The sequence below is a fragment of the Micromonospora sonchi genome (genome assembly GCF_014646235.1).
GTDB classification, from domain to species: domain Bacteria; phylum Actinomycetota; class Actinomycetes; order Mycobacteriales; family Micromonosporaceae; genus Micromonospora; species Micromonospora sonchi.
Map to the genome: position 1 here is coordinate 27,229 of NZ_BMNB01000005.1, position 23,737 is coordinate 50,965.

Below are 23,737 nucleotides of genomic sequence, written 5' to 3' on the forward strand. Positions count from 1 at the left end.
GAAGGGCCCCCTTTTAACAGCCGCGGATCAATCGCCGGTGGGAGCGCCCTCAACGCGCGGATCAACGCCCGGATCAGCGCGCGGATCAGTCGGCGGTGAGGGCGTCGCCGAGCGGGGTGCGCCGATAGCGCACGGACCGGCCGGCGCGGACCCGGCTGACCAGCCCTGCCTCGCGGAGCACCGCGAGGTGATCGCCGACACCGCCGAGACTCAGCCCGAGCTGAGCGACGAGCTGACTGGTGGTGGCGGGCAGGGCGAGCGCCCGCAGCACCGCCGCCCGGGACCGCCCGACCAGCCGGTCCAGCGCGTCGTCGGGGCGGCCGGGGTCGGGCGGACCGAGCAACTCGGCTACCCCGGAGGCCCGGTAGACGATCGCGTACGGCCAGGGCGGCTCGACGTACGTGATCAAGGTGCCGAACACGGTGGGCACGAAAAGCAGGCCCTTACCGGCCAACGAATGCGTCTCGGGATCGTTGTCGGCCACCTCGATGATGCCGACATCGCCGCCGGGGAGCCAGCGTAGCCGCGGGTCCAGGTCCGCGACCGCGGCGCCCCAGCCGTACGCGAGCAGACGGCCGGCCCGGTGCACCAGATCCCGTTCCAGGATCGCCCGCAGGCGGGGCCAGTCGGGTTCGACCAGCGCCGTCCAGGCCGCCTCGATGGCGTCCGCGAGCAGATCCACCACGTCCGGTGCGGCGTAGATCCGGCGGGCGTACGCCGGTGGTGTGGCCCGGGGTGCGGTGAGGTTGCGGGCCAGTTCGTCACGGGCCTGCGCCAGCGGGGTCGCCCGGACCACCGCCAACTCGCCGGCGAAGTCCCGCGCGGTGCCGTCCGGAGGCGGCTGGATGAAGTCGGCGTTGTAGCCGCCGCGGCGCAGCAGCGCCAACAACGCGCCGACCGCCGGCAGTTCGCGTCGAAGCCGCTCGTACGCGGGTCTGGTCCGGGCCACCCAGGGGCCCAGGCCGTCGTAGGAACGTTGGCCGGCGTGCAACCGGAGCGCGGACACCGCCTCGCCCAGCGGGGAGATCGCGTACCGGCTGTCCGCCACGTCGGCCGGGGTGACCTCGATCCGCATTCCATGACCTTTCGTTCGATGGCGAAAGGATAGAGCTGACCGGGGTGGGTCGCCATGCTGGCCGGCGTGAACGACACCAGCACGGTCGACCGACCGGCCACCTTCCGGGACGTCTTCGCCGTTGTCGAATTCCGGGTGCTCTTCGCCAGCTTCGGGATCTTCATGATCGGCGAGACGGTGAAGATGCTCGCTCTCTCCGTACTGGTCTACGAGCGCACCGGGTCTGGCCTGCTGGCCGCGCTGGCGTACGTGACCGGCTTCCTGCCGCACGCCCTGGGCGGGATGTTCCTGCTCGCTCTCGCGGACCGGTGGCCGGCCCGCGCGTTGTTGATCGGGTACGACCTGTTGCGGCTCGTCATGGTGGCGGTGCTCGCCACCGGGGTGCTGTCGCCGTCGGCGATGCTCGGCCTGGTCGCCGTGGTGGCCCTGTTCGGCCCGGTGAGCAGCGCCGCACGCACCGCGCTGCTGCCGGACGTGCTGCACGGCGACGCGTACGTGCTGGGGCGGTCGCTGCTCTCGGTGGCCGCCGGCGGAACCCAGGTGGCCGGGTTCGCGGTCGGCGGCCTGCTGCTGGGGCTGGTCGGCCCGTACGGCGCGCTCTGGTTGACCGCGCTGACCTGTGGTCTCTCCGCGCTGCTGGTACGCCTCGGCCTCGCCCGCCGCCCGGCTCGGGTCGGGCCGACGCCGGCGGGCCCGATGGCGGCGGACCCGGTGGGGGACGGACCGAAGCTGGCGGATCGCGCGAGGGCCGGAGCGGTGCGCGAGACCCTGCGGGTCAACCGGGAACTGCTCGCCGACCGCCGGATCCGAGGACTGCTGCTCGCCCAGTGGCTGCCCGGGTCGCTCCTGGTCGGCGCGGAGGGGGTGGCCGTGCCGTACGCGGCCGACCTGGGGCTGGGTGCCAGCGCCGGCGTACTGCTGATGGCCGGTGCGGGGGGGATGCTGGTCGGTGACCTGCTGGTGGGGCGGTTCGTGGCGCCGGCCCGCCGGGAACGCTGGACGCCGTGGCTCGCGCTGCTGCTCGGCGTACCCATGCTGGTGTTCCTGGCCCGACCGGCGCTGGTGCCCGCCGCGGCCCTCTTCGCGGTGGCCACCGCGGGCTTCGCCTACCAGCTCGGGCTGGCCCGGCGATTCCTCGACGCGGTTCCGCAGGCGCGTCGCGGGCAGGCGTTCGGGCTGGTCACCACCGGCATGATGGCGGCGCAGGGGCTGGCCGCGGCGGGCGCGGGCGCGTTGAGCGAGGTGCTCGCGCCGGGAGTCGTGATGGCGATCGCCGGTGCCGCGTCGGCGGTCACGACGCTGGTTCTGTGGCCGGTGCTCACGCCCGCCGGGGCCCGCTGACGCGCGTTGCCGCCCGCTGACGCGCGTTGCCGCCCGCCGGCGCGCGCCGCCAGGCTGGCTCCGGTGCCGTTGGAGTCGGGCGTTAATAGGGGGCCCTTTTACTACCGCAGGCGTTAATAGGGGGCCCTTCCTTGCGCGACACGCGGTGGGGTGCGGGCGGTGGGAAGGACGGGTGGCTACCGTGTTCCGGTGGCGAAGGGGAGCGGCCTCGGTGTACGCAGCTTCCTGCTGCTCGGGCTGATCGTCGTGGTCGTGCTCGCCGCGACCGGAGTATGGAACCCGTTTCCTGGAATGTGGGATTGGGTGAATCGGCGTCAGCCGATCTCGCAGCCGGACGTGGTCTGGCAGCAGCGGATCGGGGGCACCCCGCGCAGCGTCACGATCGCCGGCGAGACGGTGGTGGTCGAGCAACGCACCCGGGTCGAGGCGCGCAGCCTGGCCGCCGGTGCGCAGCTGTGGGAGCGCAAGGCCGACTGGACCGCGGTGGCCGGCGCCGACGCCGACGCGGTGGTCGTCGTGGGCCGGCTGCTGGTCAAGGGGTACGAGGTGCTCGACCCGACCACCGGGGTGACCCGGCGGCGGGACGACGACGCGGTGGCGGTCTGGACCTACCGGAACCTGTTGCTCGACGCGCGTTGCGTCGAGGCGACCGACTGCACCCTCAGCGCCTGGGAGCCACGTGGGGCCGCTCCGCTGTGGACCGCCTTCCTGCCGGGGGTCAGCAGCGGTCTGCTCGCCGACAACCCGAACCTGCTCGGCACCCGTCGGCTCACCGCCGCCCGCATCCACGACGAGGTGGCCAGCCCGGAAAACGTGGCACCGCTGCTCGGCTTCCCGGTCGACGGTCGGGTGCACGTGGTGGACACCGCCACCGGTCGGGTGCTGCAGAACGTCGAGCCCGATCGGGACGAGCGCCTCACGGTGGTCGGTGGACGCCTGCTGCGCATCGCCGCCCGATCCCAGGACGGCAACTGCTACTTCGCCATCTCGGGGCGGGACCCGATCAGCGGGCAGGAGACGTGGCAGCGCGCCGGGCTCAATCTGCGCACCGCCGACAGCGCCGGGTGCGTGCAGCGGGAGAACCCGTACGGCGCCCGGAACGTGCTGGTCGGGGTCTCGCCCGACGGTCGGGAGGCGGTTCTCGACGGGTACGACGGGCGGCTGCTGCTGGTCACCGAGAACTCCGAACGGGTGCTCGCCGTCGACGACCGGTACGCGGTGGTGCGTACCGCCGATCGTGGCACGGTCTCGACACGCGAACTCGGCTCCGGCCGGGCTCGGTGGAACCGGCCGACGGGTGAGAAGGCGGGTGCCGCCCTGACCCCGTACGCGACCATTGTCGCCGACGAGAAGCCCAACCGGCTGGTGGCGCTCGACCCACGCACCGGGCGTGAGCTGGCGATGTTGCGGACCTCGGCGAATGCGCTCGCGGTCGGGCCGGCCGGCATGGTGATCGGGGAGGGGCGCGAGATCGGGTACGTCCGGTTCGGCGCGGCGGCCGGCGACGCGCCCCGCGGCGGTGACCCACCGCGCGACGGCGGCGGACCGGCGCCCGGGCCCGCCCGCGGCGGCGCCCCACAGCCGCAGGACAGCTGCGGCCCGAAGAACGAGGTGTGCCCGGCCCCCGAGTACGGCAAGTGACCGGTTACCAGGGCGGATGAGAGCGTGCTCCCAGCACCCACCCGGCGGGTGGGACCGGCCGACCCATCTGCCCTAGGCTTTGCCGTCATGAGCGAGCGTCAGCGAGCGAATCATCGGCGCAGTGCGGTGGTGCCTCATGGCGGCACGGAGCGAAGCGGAGTGACGTCATGAGTGGTGCCGACTTCTCGTACGCCCCGCTGCTGCCGACCGGTCCCGATCAGACGGATTACCGCCTGGTCACCGACGAGGGCGTCGACGTCGTCAACGGTCCCGGTGGCCGACGGTTCCTCACCGTGGAGCCGGCGGCGTTGACCGCGTTGACCGCCGAGGCGATGCACGACATCGCGCACTTCCTGCGCCCCGCGCACCTGGCCCAGCTGCGCTCGATCATCGACGATCCGGCAGCCTCGCCGAACGACCGGTTCGTCGCGCTCGACCTGCTGCGCAACGCCAACATCGCCGCCGGCGGGGTGCTGCCGATGTGCCAGGACACCGGCACCGCGATCGTGATGGGCAAGCGCGGCCGGCACGTGCTCACCGACGGCAGCGACGCCGAGGCGATCTCGCGCGGCGTGTGGCAGGCGTACACCCGGCTGAACCTGCGCTACTCGCAGCTCGCCCCGCTGACCATGTGGGAGGAACGGAACACCGGCAGCAACCTGCCCGCCCAGGTGGAGCTGTACGCGGAGGACCCGGACGGGCACCCGGACGCGTACAAGTTCCTCTTCATGGCCAAGGGCGGCGGGTCGGCCAACAAGTCGTACCTCTACCAGGAGACCAAGGCGCTGTTGAATCCGACGCGGATGATGCAGTTCCTGGAGGAGAAGCTGCGACTGATCGGCACCTCGGCCTGCCCGCCGTACCACCTGGCTGTGGTCATCGGCGGCACCAGCGCCGAGCACGCCCTGAAGACCGCCAAGTACGCCTCCGCGAAGTATCTGGACGCGTTGCCCACCTCCGGCTCGGTGACCGGTCACGGCTTCCGTGACCTGGAGTTGGAGGCCGAGGTGCTGGAGCTGACCCGCAACTTCGGCATCGGGGCGCAGTTCGGCGGGCGTTACTTCTGCCACGACGTACGCGTGGTCCGGCTGCCCCGACACGGCGCGTCCTGCCCGGTGGCGATCGCGGTGTCGTGTTCGGCGGATCGGCAGGCGGTTGCCAAGATCACCCCGTCGGGCGTGTGGCTGGAGCGACTCGAAACCGACCCGGCCCGCTACCTGCCCGAGGTCACCGAGGCGCAGCTCGACACCACCGAGACGGTACGCGTCGACCTGAACCGGCCGATGGACGAGATCCGCGCTGAGCTGTCGAAGTACCCGGTGAAGACCCGACTGTCCCTGACCGGCCCGCTGGTGGTCGCCCGGGACATCGCGCACGCCAAGATCGCCGAGCGGCTGGACGCGGGCGAGCCGATGCCGCAGTACCTGCGCGACCACGCCGTCTACTACGCCGGCCCGGCGAAGACCCCGGAGGGCTACGCCTCCGGCTCGTTCGGTCCGACCACGGCGGGGCGGATGGACGCGTACGTGGAGAGGTTCCAGGCCGCGGGCGGGTCGCTGGTGATGCTTGCCAAGGGCAACCGGTCGACCCAGGTGACCCGCTCCTGCGAGCAGCACGGTGGCTTCTACCTCGGCTCGATCGGCGGCCCCGCCGCCCGGCTCGCTCAGGACTGCATCAAGCACGTGGAGGTTCTGGAATACGCGGAGCTGGGCATGGAGGCGGTCTGGAAGATCGAGGTGGAGGACTTCCCAGCGTTTGTCGTCGTCGACGACAAGGGCAACGACTTCTTCGCCGAGGTCACCAAGCCCGTCCTCACCATCGGCCGCCGCTGACCGCGCCGGCCATCTGATCGGCAGCAGTGCGACGACGAGCCCTCGGCGTGTTGCCCGAGGGCCCGCCGCCGGGTTCAGTAGTGCGTCTCGTATTCGTACAGCGCCGTTACGCCCTCTCCCCGGTCGAGATCGGAGAGGGTGAGGCAGCCTCGGAGGAGTACCGAGTGGCACTTCAGCGGGTACAGGACGGGCTCGCTGAGGTCGTCTCTGCCCGTGCCGACGTACCGAAGGTGCGCGAGCGGCTGGCCGCCGCGATCGTGACGGCGTACCGCGACGGTCGGCGCGTGGGCGAGATCGCCCGGGTCAGCGGCTACGGCCGCGAACAGGTCCGGCGGATCTTGCGGGCCAACGGTGTGGAACCCGAGGGCACCCGGGAATCCTGACGCTTGACTGAAGAAAACGGCCCCCTGAGGGGCCGTTCCTGCCGTATTTCTCGGCGTCGTATGCAATGCCCCGGGGCGCTTGCAAGCAGAGGCAACTTCCGGGGCTTACACATGGAATCTATCTCAGGGCGACGAGCAAGGCACTCGTGAGGCCGCCTCTCAGCGTGTCGCGTTGGCTGCCGCGATCATCTGCACGTCACGTCCTGGCGCGGCAGGATGGTATGCGTGACGACTCCAGAGGCGACGGGCTACCGGATCGAACGCGACTCGATGGGCGAGGTGGAGGTGCCCGCCGAGGCGCTGTGGCGGGCGCAGACACAACGGGCGGTGCAGAACTTCCCGATCTCGGGCCGGGGGATCGAGCCGGCCCAGATCCGGGCGCTGGCGCAGATCAAGGGCGCGGCGGCCGAGGTCAACGGCGACCTGGGGGTGATCGATCCGAACGTGGCCGCGGCGATCGCCGCCGCTGCGGCACATGTGGCCGCCGGCGGGTACGACGACCAGTTTCCCGTCGACGTGTTCCAGACCGGCTCCGGCACCTCGTCCAACATGAACACCAATGAGGTGATCGCCACTCTGGCCGGCCGGGAGTTGGGCCGGGGCGTACACCCCAACGACGAGGTCAACGCCTCGCAGTCCAGCAACGACGTCTTTCCCTCCTCGATCCACCTGGCGGCCACCGAGGCGGTCGCCCGCGACCTGCTGCCCGCGCTGGATCACCTGGCGGGTGCGCTGGAGGCGAAGGCCGGAGAGTTCGAGACGGTGGTCAAGGCCGGGCGTACCCACCTGATGGACGCCACGCCGGTGACCCTCGGGCAGGAGTTCGGCGGCTACGCGGCCCAGGTCCGGTACGGCATCGAACGGGTGCAGGGGGTGCTGCCCCGGTTGGCCGAGTTGCCGCTTGGCGGCACGGCGGTCGGCACGGGGATCAACACCCCGCTCGGGTTCGCCGCTCGCGTGATCGAGAAACTGCGTGACTCCACCGGGCTGCCGCTGACCGAGGCGCGTAACCACTTCGAGGCGCAGGGCGCGCGCGACGCGTTGGTGGAGGCCTCGGGGCAGCTGCGGACTTTCGCGGTCGGGCTCTACAAGATCGCCAATGACATCCGCTGGATGGGTTCGGGCCCTCGCGCCGGCTTGCGTGAGCTGCACATCCCCGACCTCCAGCCCGGGTCGTCGATCATGCCCGGCAAGGTCAACCCGGTGGTCTGCGAGGCTGTCCGGCAGGTCTGTGCGCAGGTCATCGGCAACGATGCGACCCTGGCCTTCGCCGGCTCGCAGGGCGACTTCGAGCTCAACGTGATGCTGCCGGTGATGGCCCGCAACCTCCTGGAGTCGATCCGGCTGCTCGCCGCGTCCAGCCGCCTGCTGGCCGACCGCTGCGTGGTCGGCCTGGTCGCGGACGTCGAGGTCTGTCTGGCGTACGCCGAGGGCTCGCCCTCGATCGTCACCCCGCTGAACCGCTACCTCGGGTACGACGAGGCCGCCTCGATCGCCAAGGAGGCGCTGGACAGGCAGATCTCCATCAAGGAGGTGGTGATCGCCCGCGGGCACGTGACCTCCGGCGCACTCACCGAGACCCAGCTCGAAGAGGCCCTCGACCTGCTCCGGATGACCCACCCCTGACCGTCCTCTCGACTGCGTCGCTCTAGCTCGATCCGCTCCAGTTCGCCGATGTGGCGGTATCACCATGCCGCCGATACCGCCACCTCGCCGAAACGGAGTGGATCAAGGGCCGAGTTGCCGGTGCGGTACCCAGCCGAGGAAGCGGGCGAAGAGCGTGGCCGGATCCGGGCCGTCGTCCGGGTGCAGGCGGTACAGGTCGGCGACGGCTTCGTGCAGCACCGCGCAGAGGTAGACGCGGAGCGCGATCCGGTCGTGGTCGTACTCGGCAACGAGTGCGAGTCGCGCGGTGGCGCAGGGCCAGGGGGCCGCGCAGACCCGGCACAGCCAGAGCGGACGCAGCGGCAGGTGCGGCCGGGCCTGCGTAGCTGATCCGGTCACCACCGTCCGCCGTTGGCCCGCTCGGTGGGTGTTGCCGCGTGCCGGTCCGGGCAGGCGCGCCAGCGCAGGCCGCAGGAGCAGTACGCCCGCAGCCGACGCCAGACCCGGCGGTGCCGGGGCGCCAGGGGTATCGGACGCTGGTTGCGGGCGGCGGGAAAAGGTCGGGGGAACCAGGTCCGCCAGGCGGATCGGGACATGGCGCAGCCTCCTGTCGAGCTGAGTCGTTTGCGTCATCACCCCGGCGGCGGGACCGCCCTGCCGGGGGAGCGGGCGGTCCCACCTCGACGTCGTGCCCGGGGGATTGGGCGGCGAGCGTCGCGCTTCACAGTCTGCTGATGTCACCGTTACTGTCGGAAGGGTTTGTTCGCGCTGTCCGAGGCCCGCTGCGGCGGTACGAGTTACCGGTGGCGTGGCGTTGGAGTCGATCGACCGGTTCCTGGAGGGCTGCTGGCATGGCGAGTGGGCAGATGACCGCGGCGGCGTTCCTGGTCGCGGAGCTACGCCGGGCGCGGATCCGGCACGGGTGGAGTCAGGAGGAGCTGGCCAAGGCCGTCAACTACTCACCGTCGATGGTCAGCGCAGTGGAACTCGGCCAGCAACCACCCACCCCGAAGTACCTGGAACTGTGCGACAAGGCCCTCGACACCGGCGGACTCTACGGCCGCATGCTCACCGACCTGGTCGCCCTCGACAAGGCCCAGGTCTGGCTACGCGGCTGGCGCGCGATCCTCGAAGAGGCACAGGCGTTGCGGTGGTTCGAACCGCTGCGCGTGCCGGGTCTGCTCCAGACCGAGCCCTATGCTCGCGCGGTCTTTGCGGCTGATGATTCGCTGACCCGTGCCGAGCGCGAGGACCGCCTCGCCGACCGGATGGCGAGCCAGGGCGTGCTCTGCCAGGAAGATCCGCCGCGAGTGGTGAGCGTGCTCGACGAGTCCGCGCTCAGGAGGCGGGTCGGCGGCCGCAAGGTGATGTTCGACCAGACGCAACACCTGATTCGGCACGCCAGCGACCATCCGTCGGCTCGGCTGCATGTGGTACCGCTGTCCGCTGAGGAGTACCCGGGCCTCAACGGCCCGTTCATCCTCGCCACGCTTCGAGACGGGGCTGATGTGGCATATCTCGGTGGGCAGATTGGTGGCCGGGAGTTGGACCAGCAGTCGGATCTGTCGACCCTGCAACGAATTTGGGAAGCTACCCTCGGCGCAGCGCTGCCGACGCAGGAGTCGATGGAACTGCTGAAGGAGATCGCGGAGTCATGGAGCTGACCGGTGCACGGTGGCGTAAGAGCAGCCGCAGTGGTTCCAGCGATCAGTGTGTCGAGGTGGCGACGAACCTTTCCGGGGTGGTCGGGGTGCGGGACAGCAAGAACCCGGCGGGGGCGGTGCTGACCTTCGAGCCGTACGCCTGGCGGGTCTTTGTCGCGGCGTTGCCGCGGTGATGTGATCACCTTGCCCGGCGCGGAGGTCCTGGCCCGGCGGGAACGGGAGCGGGTTCAGGTGCGGGCGGCGGCTTTGCGGGCGCGGTAGGCGCTGACCGCGGCCCGGTTGCCGCAGCCGGCGTCGCAGAAGCGACGTGATCTGTTCTTCGACAGGTCGACCAGGACGTTGTCGCAGTCGGGGAGGTCGCAAATGCGCAGCCGACGCAGCTCGCCGCCGCGCACCACGTCGGCGATCGCCATCGCCGTCTCCACCGCGATCCGGGTGGCCAGCGGGGCGTCCCGAGGGACGGCGTGCAGGTGGTACGGCTCGTCGTCGTGGGTGATCAGCTGAGGTAGGGCGCGGTGCTCGCGGAGCAGTCCGTTGACGATCGAGACGATCTCGTCGATGTCGGCGTGCCAGATCCGGCGTAGTCGGGGGCGGAGTGCGCGTACCGCCCGGAGTTCATTCTCGGTGTGTTCGTGTCGTCCGGTGTAGGAGTGGGCGGCGAAGAAGGCGTCCAGTGCGGCCACGTCGGCCAGGCCCTCACCGCCCACGCCGCCTGTGTTGACCAGCGCGGCGGCGGCGAGCAGCGCACACTCGGTGTCATGAGCGAAAAGCAACTTGATTCCTGTCGTGACCCCGCTCTAACGTCATTGGCGTAACCCTAGTTTGCCCATGGCGGCGAGTCGTGCCAAGGAGAGCTTCATGCGCCATCCGTCCGTCGCAGGTGGCGGTCTCGCGCTCGCCCTGCTCTCCGCCGTGACCTTCGCCACCTCGGGTACGTTCGCCCGTTCGCTGATCAACGACGGCTGGTCGGCCGAGGCGGTCGTCATCGCCCGGGTCGGCATCGCGGCCCTGGTGCTGGCCTTGCCCGCGTTGCTCGTCATGCGGGGCCGGTGGCTGGTGCTGCGCCGCAACCTCGCCTCGATCGGGGTCTTCGGGCTGCTCGGGGTGGCGCTCGCCCAGGCCTGCTTCTTCAACGCGGTGCGCTACCTGCCGGTCGGCGTGGCATTGCTGCTGGAGTATCTCGGCATCATCCTCGTCGTCGGCTGGACCTGGCTGGTCCAGGGGCAGCGCCCCCGTCGGCTCACCGTGGCCGGTTCGGTGGCGGCCCTGGCCGGCCTGGTCTTCGTGCTCGACCTGACCGGTGCGGGTCGACTCGACCCCGTCGGCGTGCTCTGGGGGTTGGGCGCCGGGGTCGGCCTGGCCGGGTACTTCGTGCTCGCGGGCCGGGTCGACGCCGCACTGCCGTCGGTCGTCATGGCCAGCGGTGGGATGGCCGTCGGCGCGGGTGCGCTGCTGGTGCTCGGCCTGGCCGGCGCGCTGCCGCTTCGGGCCACCTTCGGCGCGGTGGAGTTCGCCGGGCAGGAGACGAGTTGGCTGGTGCCGATCGTCGGCCTGGCGCTGGTGGCGGCGGTGGTCGCCTATCTGACCGGGGTCGCCGCGACGCGCATTCTGGGTGCCCGGCTGGCCTCCTTCGTCGGGTTGACCGAGGTGATGTTCGCGGTGCTGATCGCCTGGCTGGTGCTGGGTGAGCTGCCGACGGTGGTGCAACTGCTCGGTGGGGCGTTGATCGTCGCCGGGGTGGCCCTGGTCCGCTTCGACGAGCTCCGCGCGCCCGTCGAGCCCGCGCAGGAGAAAGCTGCTGATCCGGCGCTGACCTGAGAGACCTGGGCGCCCGGCTGAGCCCGGCGGGACGTGCTGCCCGCCGTTCTGGTCGACCTTTCCGGCGAAGCGGATCTTCCGTCGCGTAACAGACGCCGGTCTGGCGAAACGTCATGCGTTGATGTCTGATGACGCCACGTCCCTCAACGAGAGGATTCGATGTGGTGAGCAAGCGCTTCACCGCCGGTGTGGTCGCGACCGCGGCGACACTGGCACTCACGGTCGCCGCTCTGGGCGTGCCCGCCAGCGCCGAGCCGGCGAGCGTCCGGACCTTCACCGTCGTCGCCGAGGACGGCGTCGCAGCCGTTGCCGCCATTGCCGCGATCCGGTCGGCCGGCGGAACCGTGGTGTCCCGGACCGACGAGGTCGGTGTGTACCAGGTGACCAGCGACCGGGCCGACTTCCAGGCGAAGGCGGCGGCTGCCGCGGCCCTGATCGGGGCCGCCGAGCAGCAGGCGATCGGCCGCAAGCCCAAGCTGGACCGGGTCGAGCAGGAACACCTGCTGGCCGTGGCCGCAGCCAAGGGCGCCGGGAAGCAGCGGGGCAAGAAGCCGGCCAAGCTGGACCCGCTGGACGACAAGCTCTGGGGGCTGGAGATGATCCGCGCCGATCGGGCGCGCAAGGTCGAGCCCGGCCATCGCCGGGTGACCGTCGGCGTCCTCGACACGGGCATCGACGCCAGCCACCCCGACATCGCGCCGAACTTCAACTGGGCGCTGTCGCGGAACTTCGCACCGGACATTCCCGAAATCGACGGGCCGTGCGAGGTGGCGAGCTGCCTCGACCCCGCCGGTACCGACGACGGCGGACACGGTACGCACGTGGCCGGCACCATCGGTGCCGCCGCCAACGGCTACGGACTCTCCGGGGTCGCCCCGAAGGTGTCGCTGGTCAACCTCAAGGGTGGGCAGGACTCCGGCTACTTCTTCCTGAACCCGGTGGTCAATGCCCTGCTGCACGCCGGCAGGTCCGGCCTGGACGTGGTCAACATGTCCTTCTACGTCGACCCGTGGCTGTACAACTGCACCGCGAACCCGGCCGACTCGCCGGAGGCGCAGGCGGCGCAGCGCGCCACCATCCGGGCCATGAAGCGGGCGTTGACCTTCGCCCACAACCGGGGCGTCACCCTGGTCGGCGCGCTCGGCAACAACCACGAGGACCTGGGCGACCCGCGTACCGACATCTCCAGCCCGAACTACGGTGACGTCGCGCCGTACCCCCGGGAGATCGACAACAACAGCTGCTGGAACCTGCCCACGGAGGGGCCGCACGTCATCAGCGTCGCCGCCGTCGGCCCGTCCGGCAAAAAGGCCGACTACTCCAACTACGGTCCCGAGCAGGCCGCCGTCGCCGCACCGGGTGGCTGGTTCCGGGACGGCTTCGGCACCGACACGTTCCGCACCGACGCCAACATGATCCTGTCCACGTACCCGAAAAAGGTCCTCCAGGAGGAGGGCGCGGTCGACGAGGACGGCAACGTCGTGCCGGGCGCCGAGACCTTCGTGTTCAAGGAGTGCAAGGCCAACCGGGAGTGCGGGTACTTCACGTACCTCCAGGGCACCTCGATGGCGGCCCCGCACGCCTCGGGGGTGGCCGCGCTGATCGTGAGCCGGTACGGCAAGGCCCAGCGTGGGGGCGGCTTCGGTCTGGCACCGGACCTGGTCGAGCAGCACCTCTACCGGACGGCGGCCGAGCACGCCTGCCCGCAGCCGCGGCTGGTGAGCTACACCAACGAGGGCCGGTCGGCCGAGTTCGACGCCTACTGCGCCGGCCCGGTCAGCTTCAACGGCTTCTACGGGCACGGCATCGTCGACGCGTACGCCGCGGTGACCACCCCCCTGAAGTCCCGCCGGTAAAATCGAGCACAGTTTCGCCGGAATGGCGGTTACCGGGCCTCTGGGTAACCGCCATTCCGGCGGTACGGAGAGGATCACCGGCGCCATCCCGCGTTGGTGAGGGCGGTATGGACCTCCCGCAGGAGGCCGGGGAAGTCGCGGTACAGTCGCCGGCCGGTCACGTGCAGCACCCGCCAGCCGGCCCCGACAAGCTGGTTCAGCCGTTGCCGGTCGAGGTGGATCTGGTCGGGGTCGCTGTGCCAGAGCCCGTCGTATTCGACGGCAACCCGGTATTCGGGCCAGGACAGGTCGGGGCGAAGGATTCGTCCATTGGGCAGCCGTACCGGATGCTGAGTGACCGGCCGGGGCAGCCCGGCCAGGACGAGCCGGACCCGTAGCTGTGACTCCGGCGGCGACTGCGCCCCCGGGTCGGCCAGACCGAACACCCAATTCGCCCGCCGGCCGCCAGGTCGGGTGGCGTTCGCCCTGCCGATGGCGTCAAGCCCGGCGCAGTTGACCAGTCCCTGCCGAAGCAGGGCGTCGATGATGCCAACGGCACGGACCGGCTCCAGCCACACCGCACATTCCCAGGCGGTGTGCACCGTGCTCGATCTGGGTAGGGCTGCGGGCGGACCGGCCGCCGTGGTCGCCGGGGCTGATCGAAGTGCGACCTGGTCGGCCGAGCCATGGGACGACGCGGAATACCCCTGGCTACCGGCGTCGGCGGCCAGCGACCGACGTGGACCCAGAGTGTGCACGCGGATGCCACGCTGCGATCCGAGCCGGAGTTGCACCGGCGCGAGAACGTGGACATCGTCGGTGAACGTCGCGGCATGCACGACGCCGTGCAGATAGGCCGCTGAGGGCCCCGCCATCACCACGTTGGGTGGCAACCGTAGCGAGGCCGCCCGACAGAGTAGTTCGTGATCGCGCTCGAGGCGGGCGTCGGCGTACACGTCGTGCATCAGGCGTACCCATGTCGCACCGCGAAGTTGGTGCCGGGTCAGGAGGCGGTCTCGGATCGCCTCGGAGCCGCGGAACACCTGCCCGGCGAGTACGGCGGGCCGATAGGGAGAAGGAGGCATGTCTCCACCGTGCGGCCTGTCGTCGGCGCAATGAGACCCCTGTGGACAACCAGCGCATCCAAGATCAGTTCAGCCTGTGGATAACTACCAGGGTGCGTGCCTGTTGTGGTATGCGGCGATGGTGATCGAGTCCGTTTCGGCGGAATGGCGCAATCAAGCACCGGCGGATACCCCCATTCCGCCGTAACCGAGCGGCGAGTCAGCTCAAAGCTGGCCGGGTCAGCGCGAAGCGGGCCGGGTCAGTGGGAAGCCGGCCGGTCAGCGCAGGGCAGCCGCGATGGCGGTGGCGGCGGCCAGGACCTGGGCGCCGACCGTCTCGACGTCCAACTCGGCCAATGCGACCACTCCGACGCTCGCCTCCAGGCCGGGCACTCCGAGCACCGGTGCCGCCACTCCGTACGCGCCGGGTTGCAGCTCACCGACGGTGCTGACCGGGCCGGCGGCGCCGGTCCGGCCGGCGAGGATGGCCCGGCCGGCCGCGCCGCGTTCCAGCGGATGCCGGGCACCGGTCCGGTACGCCACGTGGAACGACGTCCAACTCGGCTCGACCACCGCCAGCGCGACTCCCTCGCCCCCCTCGACCACGGTGAGGTGGGCGGTGGCCCCGGCCTGTTCGGCGAGGCGCCGCAGCGCGGGTAGCGCTCCCTCGGCGAGCAGTGGCTGCGCTCGCCGCGCCAACTGGAGCACGCCGGCGCCGAGGCGGAGTCGGCCGGCGGCGTCGCGCCGCAGCATGCCGTGGCCGGTCAGCGGCCCCACCAGTCGGTAGATCGCGGCCCGCCCGATGCCCAACCGGTTGGCCGCCTCGGTGACGGTCAGCCCACCGGGCGCGTCCGCGACCAGATGCAGCAGCCGCAGACCGCGCTCCAGAGTCTGCGCCGTCTCACCACCGGGAACGGTCGGCTGTTCCGGGCTGCTGGGTGGCGGTGGGGGATTCACGACCAGCAGCGTACGACCCGGCTCCGGCGGACCGGGCGAACGACGGACGGCTACCCTTGTACGGTGACGCTACGCCTGTATGACACCGCCACCCGATCGGTGCGGGACTTCGTCCCGCGTGAAGCCGGCAAGGTGGGGGTCTACCTGTGTGGTCTCACCCTCCAGGCGCCGCCGCACATCGGGCATCTTCGTTCCGGTGTCAACTATGACGTGTTGCGCCGCTGGTTGCTCTCCGCCGGCTACCAGGTCACGTTCATCCGCAACCTGACCGACATCGACGACAAGATCCTGGTCAAGGCCCAGGAGCAGGGGCGGCCGTTCTGGTCGATCGCGTACGGCAACGAGCTGAAGCTCGCCGAGGCGTACCGGGCGTTGAACGTGCTGCCGCCGACCTACGAACCGCGGGCCACCGGGCACATCCCCGAGATGCACGAACTGATCGCGCAGTTGATCGACCGGGGGCATGCGTACCCGGCCACCGACGGCTCCGGTGACGTGTACTTCGACGTGCGGTCGTGGCCGGCGTACGGTGCGCTGTCCAACCAGTCCCCGGACGACATGCAGTCCGCCGGTGACGCGCCGGAACGCGCCAAGCGGGACCCGCGCGACTTCGCGCTCTGGAAGGGCGCCAAGCCGGACGAGCCGGCGGACGCGTACTGGCCGTCGCCGTGGGGGCGGGGTCGCCCCGGCTGGCACATCGAGTGCTCGGCGATGTGCTGGCGTTATCTGGGCGCCGAGTTCGACATCCACGGTGGCGGGCTCGATCTGATCTTCCCGCACCACGAGAACGAGCTGGCCCAGTCCCAGGCCGCCGACCTGCCCTTCGCCCGGTACTGGGTGCACCACGGCCTGCTCGGCATCGGCGGGACCAAGATGGGCAAGTCGCTGGGGAACACCCTCGACCTGGACTACGTCGCCGCGCTCGGGGTGCGCCCGGTCGAGCTGCGCTACTACTACGTGGCCGCGCACTACCGCTCGCGCATCGACTACTCGGAGGAGGCGCTGCGCGAGGCGGCCGTCGCGTACCGGCGGATCGAGGGTTTCGTGCAACGGGCCACCGAGTTGGTGGGTGTCGGCCAACTCGGCGAACTGCCGGTCGGGTTCGCCGCGGCGATGGACGACGACCTGAACACCTCGGCCGCGCTGGCCGTACTGCACGAGGTGTTGCGCGACGGCAACAACGCGCTGGCCGGCAGGGACGAAGTGACCGTACGCACGGCGCTCGGTGGCGTGCGCGCGATGCTGGATATCCTCGGGGTCGACCCCCTCGACCCGGCGTGGACCGGTGGAGTCCGGGCGAGTGACCTCCGTGGCGTGGTGGACTCCCTGGTCGCCCTGGCCCTCGAACAGCGTGCGCAGGCCCGGCTCCGCAAGGACTGGGCCGCCGCCGACACGCTGCGGGATCAACTCAAGCGGGCCGGTGTGGTGGTCGAGGACACCCCGCAGGGCCCGCGTTGGACAATTGGAGAGCATGACTGATGGCCGGCAATTCGCAACGCCGTGGCCGGCGAAGCACGTCGAAAGCGGGCGCCCCGAAGGGCTCCGGCGGCAAGAACCGGGATTCCCTCGCCGGGCGTGGCCGGACCCTGCCGGCCGAGGAACGGCCCTGGCACAAGGGGTACTCCGGCACGGAGAAGCTGCCCCAGCGCACCGCCTGGAAGCAGGAGAAGGAGCGCCGGGCGGCGGCCGAGGAGGGACGGGTCCCGAAGATCGGCAAGCCCGGCACCAAGGACACCACCTGGGGCAAGGGCGGTGGCCGGGGTACGAACGTGGCCAGACCCGCTCGCGGCAGGCAGCCCGCCGGGCGGGGCGGCCCCCGGGTCGCCCCGGGGCGCAAGTCCCACCCCGCGAAGGACTCACCGGAGCTGCTGGTCGGGCGTAATCCGGTGCTGGAGGCGCTGCGTGCCCAGGTGCCGACCACCGCGCTCTACGTCGCGCAGGGCATCGACATCGACGACCGGGTGAACGAAACCATCCGCACCGCGGCCGACCGGGGCATCGCCATCCTGGAAATCAGCCGGGCCGAGCTGGACCGGATGACCGGGGGCGTGCTGCACCAGGGGATCGGCCTGCAGGTGCCGCCGTTCGCGTACGAGCAGTTCGAGGACCTGGTCGCCGCCGCGATGGAGCAGCCGGCGCCGCTGCTGGTGGCGTTGGACGGGGTCACCGACCCACGTAACCTCGGCGCGGTGCTCCGTTCCGCTGCCGCCTTCGGCGCGCAGGGGGTCTTCGTACCGGAGCGTCGGGCGGCCGGGATCACCGCGACCGCCTGGCGGACCAGCGCCGGCGCGGCGGCCCGGGTGCCGGTGGCTCAGGTCACCAACCTGACCCGGTCGTTGAAGGCATGCCAGAACGCCGGCTTCGTGGTGGTCGGCCTGGACGCCGACGGCGAGACCGACCTGTACGACCTGGAGGCTGCGGTCGGCCCGCTGGTCGTGGTGGTCGGCTCGGAGGGGCGGGGCCTGTCCCGGCTGGTCGGGCAGACCTGCGACCTGACCGTCAGCATCCCGATGGTCTCCGAGGTGGAGTCGCTCAACGCGAGCGTGGCCGCCGCGGTCACCCTCGCCGAGGTGGCCCGTCGCCGGGCCGTCGAGGGCTGACCACCGCTGACCGAACGACGAAGGGGCGGTCCGGCCGGACCGCCCCTTCGCTGTCGCTACGTCAGATCCGCTGCCCGGTGGCAGCGTGGAAGACGTGGTTCTGGCCGGTACGCGGCTTCACGAAGATCGTGTCGCCCATGTTCGGCATGTGCCGCCGGTCGGTACGCACGACGAACCGCTCGGAGGCGCCGTCCAGCGCGGCGTGGCCGTACACGTTGGCGTCCGAGCCGAGGTCCTCGACCAGTTCGACGACGACCGGCATGCCGCCCTCGGTCGGGCTGACGATGTCGCAGTCCTCCGGACGGAAGCCCACGGTCACCTTGCCGTCGCCACCCTCGGCGCGGGCCGCCTCGGTCTGCTCGCGGGTCAGCGGGATGAACAGCTCGGCGAACGCCGCACCCTGGTCGGTGAGCTGCACGGTCTTGATGTTCATGGCGGGCGAGCCGATGAAGCCGGCGACGAAGACGTTCGCCGGGGTGTCGTAGAGCGCCCGGGGGGTGTCCACCTGCTGGAGCACGCCGTCGAGCATGACCGCCACCCGGTGGCCCATGGTCATGGCCTCGACCTGGTCGTGGGTCACGTAGACGGTGGTGATGCCGAGCTTCGCCTGGAGCGAGGCGATCTGGGTACGGGTCTGCACCCGGAGCTTGGCGTCGAGGTTCGACAGCGGCTCGTCCATCAGGAAGACCTGGGGCTCCCGGACGATGGCGCGGCCCATCGCGACCCGCTGGCGCTGACCGCCGGAGAGCGCCTTGGGCTTGCGGCTGAGGTACTCCTCCAACTGGAGCAGCGCCGCCGCCTCCTTGACCCGCCGGTCGATCTCCGACTTGGAGGTCTTGCGCAGTTTGAGCGCGAACGCCATGTTCTCGTACACCGTCATGTGCGGGTAGAGGGCGTAGTTCTGGAAGACCATCGCGATGTCGCGGGACTTCGGCGGGAGGTGGGTGACGTCGCGGTCGTCGATGTAGATCGCGCCGTCGTCGACGTCCTCCAGGCCGGCGAGCATGCGCAGGCTGGTGGACTTACCACAACCGGAGGGGCCGACCAGGACGAGGAACTCCCCGTCGCCGATCTGGAGGTCGAGCTGGTTGACCGCGGGGCGTTCGGTGCCCGGGTAGATCCGGGACGCCTTCGCGTAGGTGACCGTAGCCATGAGGGGGGACGCTTCCTTTCACCGGCAGGAACGTGCCGGACGATCCGAGTGAAGGAGCGACCGGCACGAAGGGGCCGTGCCGGCGCCACGACCGCCAGGGGACTCGCCCATGTCGTCCGTGTCACTGCACCGTAAACGGCTTTTGCCGTGCTGCCAAGATGCGGGATCGTTGACGGGATCGGAAAGCAATCACATTCCGGTCACTCGGGCACGCTCGAACACGAATCGACGCCTGCAGGTCGGGATGTTGACGTTTCCCGTGCTCGGGACCCCTGCCGAGCGGGAAAAGCGGACGTCGGTCGCTATGCTGACCACGGCACAGCGCCCCTGTAGCTCAGCTGGCCAGAGCACCCGCCTTGTAAGCGGGATGTCGCCGGTTCGATCCCGGCCGGGGGCTCCATCCGTATCACGCACGGCACACCGGGCGGGCCGCGGCGCAGACGCCCACACCGGTTACGACCCGCAGCGGTCTGACCTGCCCGCGTCGGTGCCGCCGACGGCGGCTAGCCTCGCGGCCAATGCCGGTGCGGGTCGTACGCCGGCCGGGCGGAGGGACGATGACGGTGACGGACGCCGAGCTGGTCGTCGAGGTGACAGGGCCGGTGGCCACGGTGGTGATCCGCAACCCGGACCGGCGCAACGCGATGACGCCGGCAATGTGGCGACAACTGCCGGTGCTGCTCGACGGCCTGGAAGCCGATCCGGCGGTACGCGCGCTGGTGCTCACCGGCGCCGACGGCACCTTCTGCGCCGGCGCCGACCTGGGTGGGCTGGAGGAGTTGCTGACCGGTGACCTTGCGATCGCGGTCGCGGCCGAGGAACGGCTGGCCGCCTTCGCCAAGCCGACCGTGGCCGCGATCCGGGGCGCCTGTGTCGGCGGGGGCTGCCAACTCGCCGTCGCCTGCGACCTGCGGATCGCCGCCGAGGACGCGCGGTTCGGCGTACCACCGGCCCGGCTCGGCCTGGTCTACCCGCCGCCCACCACGCGCCGACTGGCCCGACTGATCGGCCCGGCGGCGGCCAAGCATCTGCTCTTCACCGGCGATCTGGTCGACGCCGGGCGGGCGCTGCGCGTCGGCCTGGTCGACGAGGTGCTGCCCGGCGTCGAGCTGGCCGCCCGGATCGACGGGCTCACCGGCACGATCGCGGAGCGTTCGCAGCTCAGCGTCGCCGCCGCGAAGGAGATCGTCGACGACCGGGCCGACGACGACCGGATCGCCTGGTGGCACCGGCAGATGCGGGACAGCGGCGAGGCCCGGGAAGGCCTGGCCGCGTTCCACGAGCGTCGCCCACCCCGTTTCACCTGGGCTCCTCCCAACAACCCCTGACCTGCCAACTCGCCCTCCCGGGGCACATCCGCACCAGGGCCCCGGCTCGGGCCGTCAACGGTGGGCTGCGGCCAGGGCCAGCAGGGTGTCCACCGACCACTGGTCGTAGGCGTGCCGACCGTAGTTGAAGGCAACGATCCGGCCGTCGGGAGCGACCAGGAAGTCGGCTGGTAGGCCGAGCCGACCGCCGTGCGGTGTGCTGGCGGGCAGCCGCTCCCGGCCGCGCAGCACGTGCCACACGCCGGTCAGCACCGCGCGGACGATCGGGAGCCAGGCTCGGGGATTCAGCAGCGCACGCCGTCCCGCCTCGACCCCGAACTCCCGGTAGAGCCGCTTGTCCGGGTCGGCGACCACGGCGACCGGCAGGTCCGCGACGTGCTCGCGCAACTCGTCGGCCGGAGAGTGGAACAGCACCACCTCACGTACGCCGGCCGCCTCGATCTCGGCGTGCCGGCGTACCACCGAGCGCAGGTGCAGGTTGCACACCGGGCATCCGGCGAACCGGCGGAACTGGAGATGGACCAGCCGTTGCGGGTCGGGCAGCTCGACCGGTCCGGCGTTGACCGGCGTGAGCGTCCGGGTGCTCACGGCCGGCCGGGGAAGAGGGGTGCGCATCGGGGCCTCCTGTAGGCGTACGACGTATACCTACGAGGGTGCAGTAGGGTGTCAAGTGCCATGCCTCGGCCCCGCTCCCTGACTCCCGACCGGATCGCCTCGGCGGCGTTGACCGTGATCGACCGCGACGGGCTCGCCGGGTTCACCATGCGGGCGGTCGCCACCGAGCTGTCGATGAGCGCGATGGCCCTCTATCGCTACGTCGACGATCGGGGCGAGCTGGAACGGCTGGTCGTGGAGGGAGTGCTCGACCGGATCGACACCGACCCGCCCGACCCCGAACTGCCGTGGGCCGACCGGGTCACGATCATGGTGGGCCGGATGCGCGCGGCCGTTGCCGCCCATCCGGCGATCGCGTCCCTGGTGCCCGTGCACCGGCACCGCTCCCGTGCCGTGCTGCGCTGGACGGAAACCGTGCTCGGTCTGCTGACCGAGGCCGGGCTGACCGGACAGCGGCGGGTGGTCGCCCTGCGTGGCCTGCTCAGCTACCTCCTCGGCGCGATCCAGCTGGAACATCTGGGCCCGCTCGCCGGGCCCGGCACCGCGGTGCTGGCCGAGCTTGCACCGGAGGCGTTCCCGTACCTCGCCGACACGGCCCGCACCGCGCGCCACATCAGCCCAGACGCCGAGTTCGACGGTGGCCTGGCCCTGTTCCTGCGAGGTTTGGCCGATCCGCCCCGGCCGCGCCCAGGCTGACGCCGCGTGGGGTCAACGGCGGGCGAGCAGGCCCCGAGGACGGACCGAGAACAGTGGCTCGGCGGCGGCGCCCGCCGACCGCAGGATGTGGTTCGCCGCGAGGATGCCGGTGGCCGCCGCCCGTTCCATCAGCGCGCTCGGAAAGTCGGTGCGGATGCCGTCGCCGGCCAGGTAGAGCCCATCGGCGTCGGTGCGTACGCCGGGCCGCCGGGCGTGGCTGCCGACCGCGAAGGCGGGTGCCTTCGCCTCCACCCGGGCGTGCAGCTCACGCACGCGCAGCCGGCCTGCCTCCGGCCAGAGTTCGGTCAGCTCGGCGCGCATCCGTTCGGCCAGCTCCGTCGCGGGCACGCCCGGCTCGCAGGCGTACGCGTGCAGCTCGATGACCGAGCCGCCGGTGCGCTCCGCCCAGCGCCGGGACTCGTGCTCCAAACGGTGGTACAGCGTCACCGAATCCAGCGTGGGCTGACGGGACACCCCGCTGAAGATCGCTCGATCGGGGCGTACGTCTCCGTCGCACCAGTAGCGCGCCACCGCGTACGGCGGGCCGGGCCGCCCGTACGCGGGCATCGCCGCCACCAGCTGCGGGGCGGCGTCGGCCAGCGTGGGGGAGGCCGCGACCAGCGCGGCGAGCGCCGGCGGGTCGACGGCCAGCACGACGTGCCCGGCCCGGTACGCCCGCTCGGCGGTCGCCACCCGCCAGCCGGCCGGATCACGACCCAGCCCGGTCGCCGCGACGCCGGTGAGCACCCGTCCGCCGTGGCGCTCGACGTGCCGGGCCAGCGGTGCCCAGATCGCCGTGGCGTAGTCCTCGTCGGGGCAGTCGAAGGCCAGCCCTTCGGGGTTGCCGAGCAGGTAGAAGTGGAACTGGGCGATCAGCTCGGCGGCCGACATCTCCGCCTCGTGGTTGAAGAACGAGTGGGAGAAGACCTCGAAGAGCATCGCCCGCGCCCGGTCCGGCAACCGTAGCGAGGTGAGCAGCTCCTCGGCGGTGACGCGGTCGAACTCGGCGTAGGTGCGTACCGGATGGTAGGCCAGCAGCGGCAGGGCGGCGTCCCGGTCCATTCCGCGCAGGTCGCGCAGCCGCACGCTGGGGCTGCGGGCCAGCAGGGTGAGCAGGTTCGCCGGTGGGGCGGGCGGCAGCCGCCCGAACTCCTCGGTCGGCCAGCGTGCGCTGAGCACCGGGTAACCCGGCACGGGCCGCAGGAAGCGCAGCGCCGGGTCGATCCGGCGCAGGATGTTGCGCCAGTTGTAGTACTGCCGGAAGAACGCGTGGAAACCGTGCTCGTTGACCTGGCTGCTGCCGTCGGCGAGCGTTTCCGGCCAGGCGCCCAACCGGCCGCCCAGGGTGGGCGCGGCCTCCAGCACGGTCACCTGGACGCCCCGTTCGGCGAGGACCACGGCCGCGGACATGCCGGCGATCCCGCCGCCGACGACCACTGCGGTGGCCGGTCGCGGCACGCGGTCAGGGCCGCCGCCCGGGTCCATCCGGTGCGGGCGTACGCCGATGAGCCGGCCGACCACCTGCGACAGCGTCATCCGCACCTCCCGGCTCGACCTCCTCAGTCTGCCCGAGATGTACGGAAAACGGCTGGTTGTTAATAGGGGGCCCCGGTACCTCACGAGGCGTTAACAAGGGGCCCCTCCCTACATCCGGTCGGAGGGGGGCCAGACGTAGTCGAGGTTGTCGGGGACGTCGGGGCCGAAGATCGGGCGGTAGTGGGCCGGGTCCTTGCGTAGCAGCGCCGAGCGGTGGCTCAGGTGCAGGTCCGTGCGGCCGAGCCAGGGCGGCAGTTCACCGGCGACCGCCAGCTCCTGCTGGGACCGGACGTGCTCGATGCCGCGGGCGGCGGCGAGGTCGGCGGTCAGGGTCGCGGCGCAGGTGTCGGCCCGGCCGGCAGCGCACCAGACCTCGCAGACGTCCAGTCCGTAGCGGGTCACGGCCTCCTCGTACCCGGTCCACATCTTCACCGCCGGGTGGTTGCGCCAGCCGTACCCGGGCCAGGTCAGCGCGCGCAGCACCTGGATCGCCTCGACCCGCTGTTTGCCGAGCCGTCGCTGGTCGAGCGTTCGAGCGCTGGCCAGGAAGTCCGGATACGGCAGGAACGTCTGCATGCCGCTGCCGTACCCCTC

At 71.3% G+C, this 23,737-nt stretch carries 23 protein-coding genes and 1 tRNA gene; 14 read left to right on the forward strand and 10 right to left on the reverse strand.

The genetic code is table 11. The annotated features are described in order from the left end of the window. Positions 1 to 85 precede the first annotated feature (85 nt). Positions 86 to 1,075, reverse strand: coding sequence for an ArsR/SmtB family transcription factor (locus IEY61_RS06995; RefSeq protein ID WP_189041734.1), 990 nt, complete (start codon positions 1,073 to 1,075; stop codon positions 86 to 88). 66 nt (positions 1,076 to 1,141) lie between these two features. On the opposite strand from IEY61_RS06995, the gene IEY61_RS07000 reads away from it, so the two are divergent. The 5 genes from IEY61_RS07000 to IEY61_RS07020 all read left to right on the forward strand — a co-directional run bounded on the left by IEY61_RS07000 (position 1,142) and on the right by IEY61_RS07020 (position 7,898). Beyond that, positions 1,142 to 2,416, forward strand: a complete 1,275-nt coding sequence (locus IEY61_RS07000; RefSeq protein WP_229705741.1) for an MFS transporter — start codon at positions 1,142 to 1,144, stop codon at positions 2,414 to 2,416. A 189-nt stretch (positions 2,417 to 2,605) separates the two neighbouring features. Then, the gene (locus IEY61_RS07005; RefSeq protein ID WP_189041738.1) at positions 2,606 to 4,057 is read left to right on the forward strand and encodes an outer membrane protein assembly factor BamB family protein; all 1,452 of its coding nucleotides are present in this window, start codon (positions 2,606 to 2,608) and stop codon (positions 4,055 to 4,057) included. 167 nt (positions 4,058 to 4,224) lie between these two features. After that, positions 4,225 to 5,889: a fumarate hydratase gene (locus tag IEY61_RS07010; protein WP_189041740.1), complete on the forward strand. Its 1,665-nt coding sequence runs from the start codon at positions 4,225 to 4,227 to the stop codon at positions 5,887 to 5,889. 164 nt (positions 5,890 to 6,053) lie between these two features. After that, positions 6,054 to 6,272 (forward strand): helix-turn-helix domain-containing protein, encoded by a 219-nt coding sequence (locus tag IEY61_RS07015; protein WP_189041742.1) that lies wholly within the window; start codon positions 6,054 to 6,056, stop codon positions 6,270 to 6,272. A gap of 216 nt (positions 6,273 to 6,488) precedes the next feature. Further along, positions 6,489 to 7,898 (forward strand): class II fumarate hydratase, encoded by a 1,410-nt coding sequence (locus IEY61_RS07020; protein ID WP_189041744.1) that lies wholly within the window; start codon positions 6,489 to 6,491, stop codon positions 7,896 to 7,898. A 102-nt stretch (positions 7,899 to 8,000) separates the two neighbouring features. On the opposite strand, the gene IEY61_RS07025 is transcribed toward IEY61_RS07020, so the two are convergent. Both IEY61_RS07025 and IEY61_RS07030 read right to left on the reverse strand, forming a co-directional pair. Further along, positions 8,001 to 8,279: a hypothetical protein gene (locus IEY61_RS07025; protein WP_189041746.1), complete on the reverse strand. Its 279-nt coding sequence runs from the start codon at positions 8,277 to 8,279 to the stop codon at positions 8,001 to 8,003. Then, entirely contained in the window at positions 8,273 to 8,473 is a 201-nt protein-coding gene (locus IEY61_RS07030) for a hypothetical protein (RefSeq protein ID WP_189041748.1), read from the reverse strand. The genes IEY61_RS07025 and IEY61_RS07030 overlap by 7 nt, the downstream gene beginning before the upstream one ends. 255 nt (positions 8,474 to 8,728) lie before the next feature. Here IEY61_RS07030 and IEY61_RS07035 point away from each other — a divergent pair, with 255 nt between their 5' ends. Together IEY61_RS07035 and IEY61_RS07040 are read left to right on the forward strand one after the other, a co-directional pair. Further along, positions 8,729 to 9,541, forward strand: coding sequence for a helix-turn-helix domain-containing protein (locus tag IEY61_RS07035; protein ID WP_189041751.1), 813 nt, complete (start codon positions 8,729 to 8,731; stop codon positions 9,539 to 9,541). After that, entirely contained in the window at positions 9,532 to 9,714 is a 183-nt protein-coding gene (locus tag IEY61_RS07040) for a DUF397 domain-containing protein (protein ID WP_189041753.1), read from the forward strand. The genes IEY61_RS07035 and IEY61_RS07040 overlap by 10 nt, the downstream gene beginning before the upstream one ends. A 54-nt stretch (positions 9,715 to 9,768) precedes the next feature. On the opposite strand, the gene IEY61_RS07045 is transcribed toward IEY61_RS07040, so the two are convergent. Next, a complete protein-coding gene (locus IEY61_RS07045; protein ID WP_189041755.1) occupies positions 9,769 to 10,314 on the reverse strand; it encodes a CGNR zinc finger domain-containing protein in 546 nt (181 codons plus the stop codon). Positions 10,315 to 10,399: 85 nt separating this feature from the next. Here IEY61_RS07045 and IEY61_RS07050 point away from each other — a divergent pair, with 85 nt between their 5' ends. Both IEY61_RS07050 and IEY61_RS07055 read left to right on the forward strand, forming a co-directional pair. Further along, positions 10,400 to 11,359, forward strand: coding sequence for an EamA family transporter (locus IEY61_RS07050; RefSeq protein ID WP_189041757.1), 960 nt, complete (start codon positions 10,400 to 10,402; stop codon positions 11,357 to 11,359). Between the two features lie 164 nt (positions 11,360 to 11,523). Further along, a complete protein-coding gene (locus IEY61_RS07055) occupies positions 11,524 to 13,215 on the forward strand; it encodes a S8 family serine peptidase (RefSeq protein WP_189041759.1) in 1,692 nt (563 codons plus the stop codon). Between the two features lie 74 nt (positions 13,216 to 13,289). Here IEY61_RS07055 and IEY61_RS07060 read toward each other — a convergent pair whose 3' ends face one another. Both IEY61_RS07060 and IEY61_RS07065 read right to left on the reverse strand, forming a co-directional pair. Further along, the gene (locus IEY61_RS07060; RefSeq protein ID WP_189041761.1) at positions 13,290 to 14,279 is read right to left on the reverse strand and encodes an endonuclease domain-containing protein; all 990 of its coding nucleotides are present in this window, start codon (positions 14,277 to 14,279) and stop codon (positions 13,290 to 13,292) included. A gap of 258 nt (positions 14,280 to 14,537) precedes the next feature. Next, positions 14,538 to 15,215 (reverse strand): IclR family transcriptional regulator, encoded by a 678-nt coding sequence (locus tag IEY61_RS07065; RefSeq protein WP_189041764.1) that lies wholly within the window; start codon positions 15,213 to 15,215, stop codon positions 14,538 to 14,540. A 63-nt stretch (positions 15,216 to 15,278) separates the two neighbouring features. Here IEY61_RS07065 and cysS point away from each other — a divergent pair, with 63 nt between their 5' ends. Both cysS and rlmB read left to right on the forward strand, forming a co-directional pair. Further along, positions 15,279 to 16,694: a cysteine--tRNA ligase gene (gene cysS / locus IEY61_RS07070; protein WP_189041766.1), complete on the forward strand. Its 1,416-nt coding sequence runs from the start codon at positions 15,279 to 15,281 to the stop codon at positions 16,692 to 16,694. Further along, entirely contained in the window at positions 16,694 to 17,815 is a 1,122-nt protein-coding gene (rlmB, locus tag IEY61_RS07075) for a 23S rRNA (guanosine(2251)-2'-O)-methyltransferase RlmB (RefSeq protein WP_189041768.1), read from the forward strand. Before cysS ends, rlmB begins: the two co-directional genes overlap by 1 nt. Before the next feature lie 61 nt (positions 17,816 to 17,876). On the opposite strand, the gene IEY61_RS07080 is transcribed toward rlmB, so the two are convergent. Next, on the reverse strand, positions 17,877 to 18,968 hold the full coding sequence (locus tag IEY61_RS07080; protein ID WP_189041770.1) for an ABC transporter ATP-binding protein: 1,092 nt from the start codon (positions 18,966 to 18,968) through the stop codon (positions 17,877 to 17,879). 323 nt (positions 18,969 to 19,291) lie between these two features. On the opposite strand from IEY61_RS07080, the gene IEY61_RS07085 reads away from it, so the two are divergent. Beyond that, positions 19,292 to 19,368: transfer RNA gene (locus IEY61_RS07085), tRNA-Thr, on the forward strand. A gap of 157 nt (positions 19,369 to 19,525) precedes the next feature. Next, positions 19,526 to 20,296, forward strand: a complete 771-nt coding sequence (locus IEY61_RS07090) for an enoyl-CoA hydratase/isomerase family protein (RefSeq protein WP_189041771.1) — start codon at positions 19,526 to 19,528, stop codon at positions 20,294 to 20,296. A 54-nt stretch (positions 20,297 to 20,350) separates the two neighbouring features. On the opposite strand, the gene IEY61_RS07095 is transcribed toward IEY61_RS07090, so the two are convergent. Continuing rightward, a complete protein-coding gene (locus tag IEY61_RS07095) occupies positions 20,351 to 20,911 on the reverse strand; it encodes a peroxiredoxin-like family protein (RefSeq protein ID WP_189041772.1) in 561 nt (186 codons plus the stop codon). 60 nt (positions 20,912 to 20,971) lie between these two features. Between IEY61_RS07095 and IEY61_RS07100 the strand changes: the two genes are divergently transcribed. Then, complete coding sequence (locus IEY61_RS07100; RefSeq protein ID WP_189041773.1) at positions 20,972 to 21,607, forward strand: TetR/AcrR family transcriptional regulator; 636 nt, start codon at positions 20,972 to 20,974, stop codon at positions 21,605 to 21,607. Between the two features lie 12 nt (positions 21,608 to 21,619). On the opposite strand, the gene IEY61_RS07105 is transcribed toward IEY61_RS07100, so the two are convergent. Both IEY61_RS07105 and IEY61_RS07110 read right to left on the reverse strand, forming a co-directional pair. Next, positions 21,620 to 23,143 (reverse strand): FAD-dependent oxidoreductase, encoded by a 1,524-nt coding sequence (locus IEY61_RS07105; protein ID WP_189041774.1) that lies wholly within the window; start codon positions 23,141 to 23,143, stop codon positions 21,620 to 21,622. A 108-nt stretch (positions 23,144 to 23,251) separates the two neighbouring features. Continuing rightward, positions 23,252 to 23,719: an MSMEG_6728 family protein gene (locus tag IEY61_RS07110; protein WP_189041775.1), complete on the reverse strand. Its 468-nt coding sequence runs from the start codon at positions 23,717 to 23,719 to the stop codon at positions 23,252 to 23,254. Positions 23,720 to 23,737: the final 18 nt, after the last annotated feature.

Excerpts from the sequence above, each read along its gene's own strand:
- IEY61_RS06995 (WP_189041734.1), bottom strand. The coding sequence starts at position 1,075 with ATGCGGATCGAGGTCACCCCGGCCGACGTGGCGGACAGCCGGTACGCG.
- IEY61_RS07010 (WP_189041740.1), top strand. The coding sequence starts at position 4,225 with ATGAGTGGTGCCGACTTCTCGTACGCCCCGCTGCTGCCGACCGGTCCC.
- IEY61_RS07020 (WP_189041744.1), top strand. The coding sequence starts at position 6,489 with ATGGTATGCGTGACGACTCCAGAGGCGACGGGCTACCGGATCGAACGC.
- IEY61_RS07030 (WP_189041748.1), bottom strand. The coding sequence starts at position 8,473 with ATGTCCCGATCCGCCTGGCGGACCTGGTTCCCCCGACCTTTTCCCGCC.
- IEY61_RS07035 (WP_189041751.1), top strand. The coding sequence starts at position 8,729 with ATGGCGAGTGGGCAGATGACCGCGGCGGCGTTCCTGGTCGCGGAGCTA.
- IEY61_RS07040 (WP_189041753.1), top strand. The coding sequence starts at position 9,532 with ATGGAGCTGACCGGTGCACGGTGGCGTAAGAGCAGCCGCAGTGGTTCC.
- IEY61_RS07050 (WP_189041757.1), top strand. The coding sequence starts at position 10,400 with ATGCGCCATCCGTCCGTCGCAGGTGGCGGTCTCGCGCTCGCCCTGCTC.
- IEY61_RS07060 (WP_189041761.1), bottom strand. The coding sequence starts at position 14,279 with ATGCCTCCTTCTCCCTATCGGCCCGCCGTACTCGCCGGGCAGGTGTTC.
- rlmB (WP_189041768.1), top strand. The coding sequence starts at position 16,694 with ATGGCCGGCAATTCGCAACGCCGTGGCCGGCGAAGCACGTCGAAAGCG.
- IEY61_RS07080 (WP_189041770.1), bottom strand. The coding sequence starts at position 18,968 with ATGGCTACGGTCACCTACGCGAAGGCGTCCCGGATCTACCCGGGCACC.
- IEY61_RS07090 (WP_189041771.1), top strand. The coding sequence starts at position 19,526 with ATGACGGTGACGGACGCCGAGCTGGTCGTCGAGGTGACAGGGCCGGTG.
- IEY61_RS07095 (WP_189041772.1), bottom strand. The coding sequence starts at position 20,911 with ATGCGCACCCCTCTTCCCCGGCCGGCCGTGAGCACCCGGACGCTCACG.
- IEY61_RS07100 (WP_189041773.1), top strand. The coding sequence starts at position 20,972 with ATGCCTCGGCCCCGCTCCCTGACTCCCGACCGGATCGCCTCGGCGGCG.
- IEY61_RS07105 (WP_189041774.1), bottom strand. The coding sequence starts at position 23,143 with ATGACGCTGTCGCAGGTGGTCGGCCGGCTCATCGGCGTACGCCCGCAC.
- IEY61_RS07110 (WP_189041775.1), bottom strand. The coding sequence starts at position 23,719 with ATGCAGACGTTCCTGCCGTATCCGGACTTCCTGGCCAGCGCTCGAACG.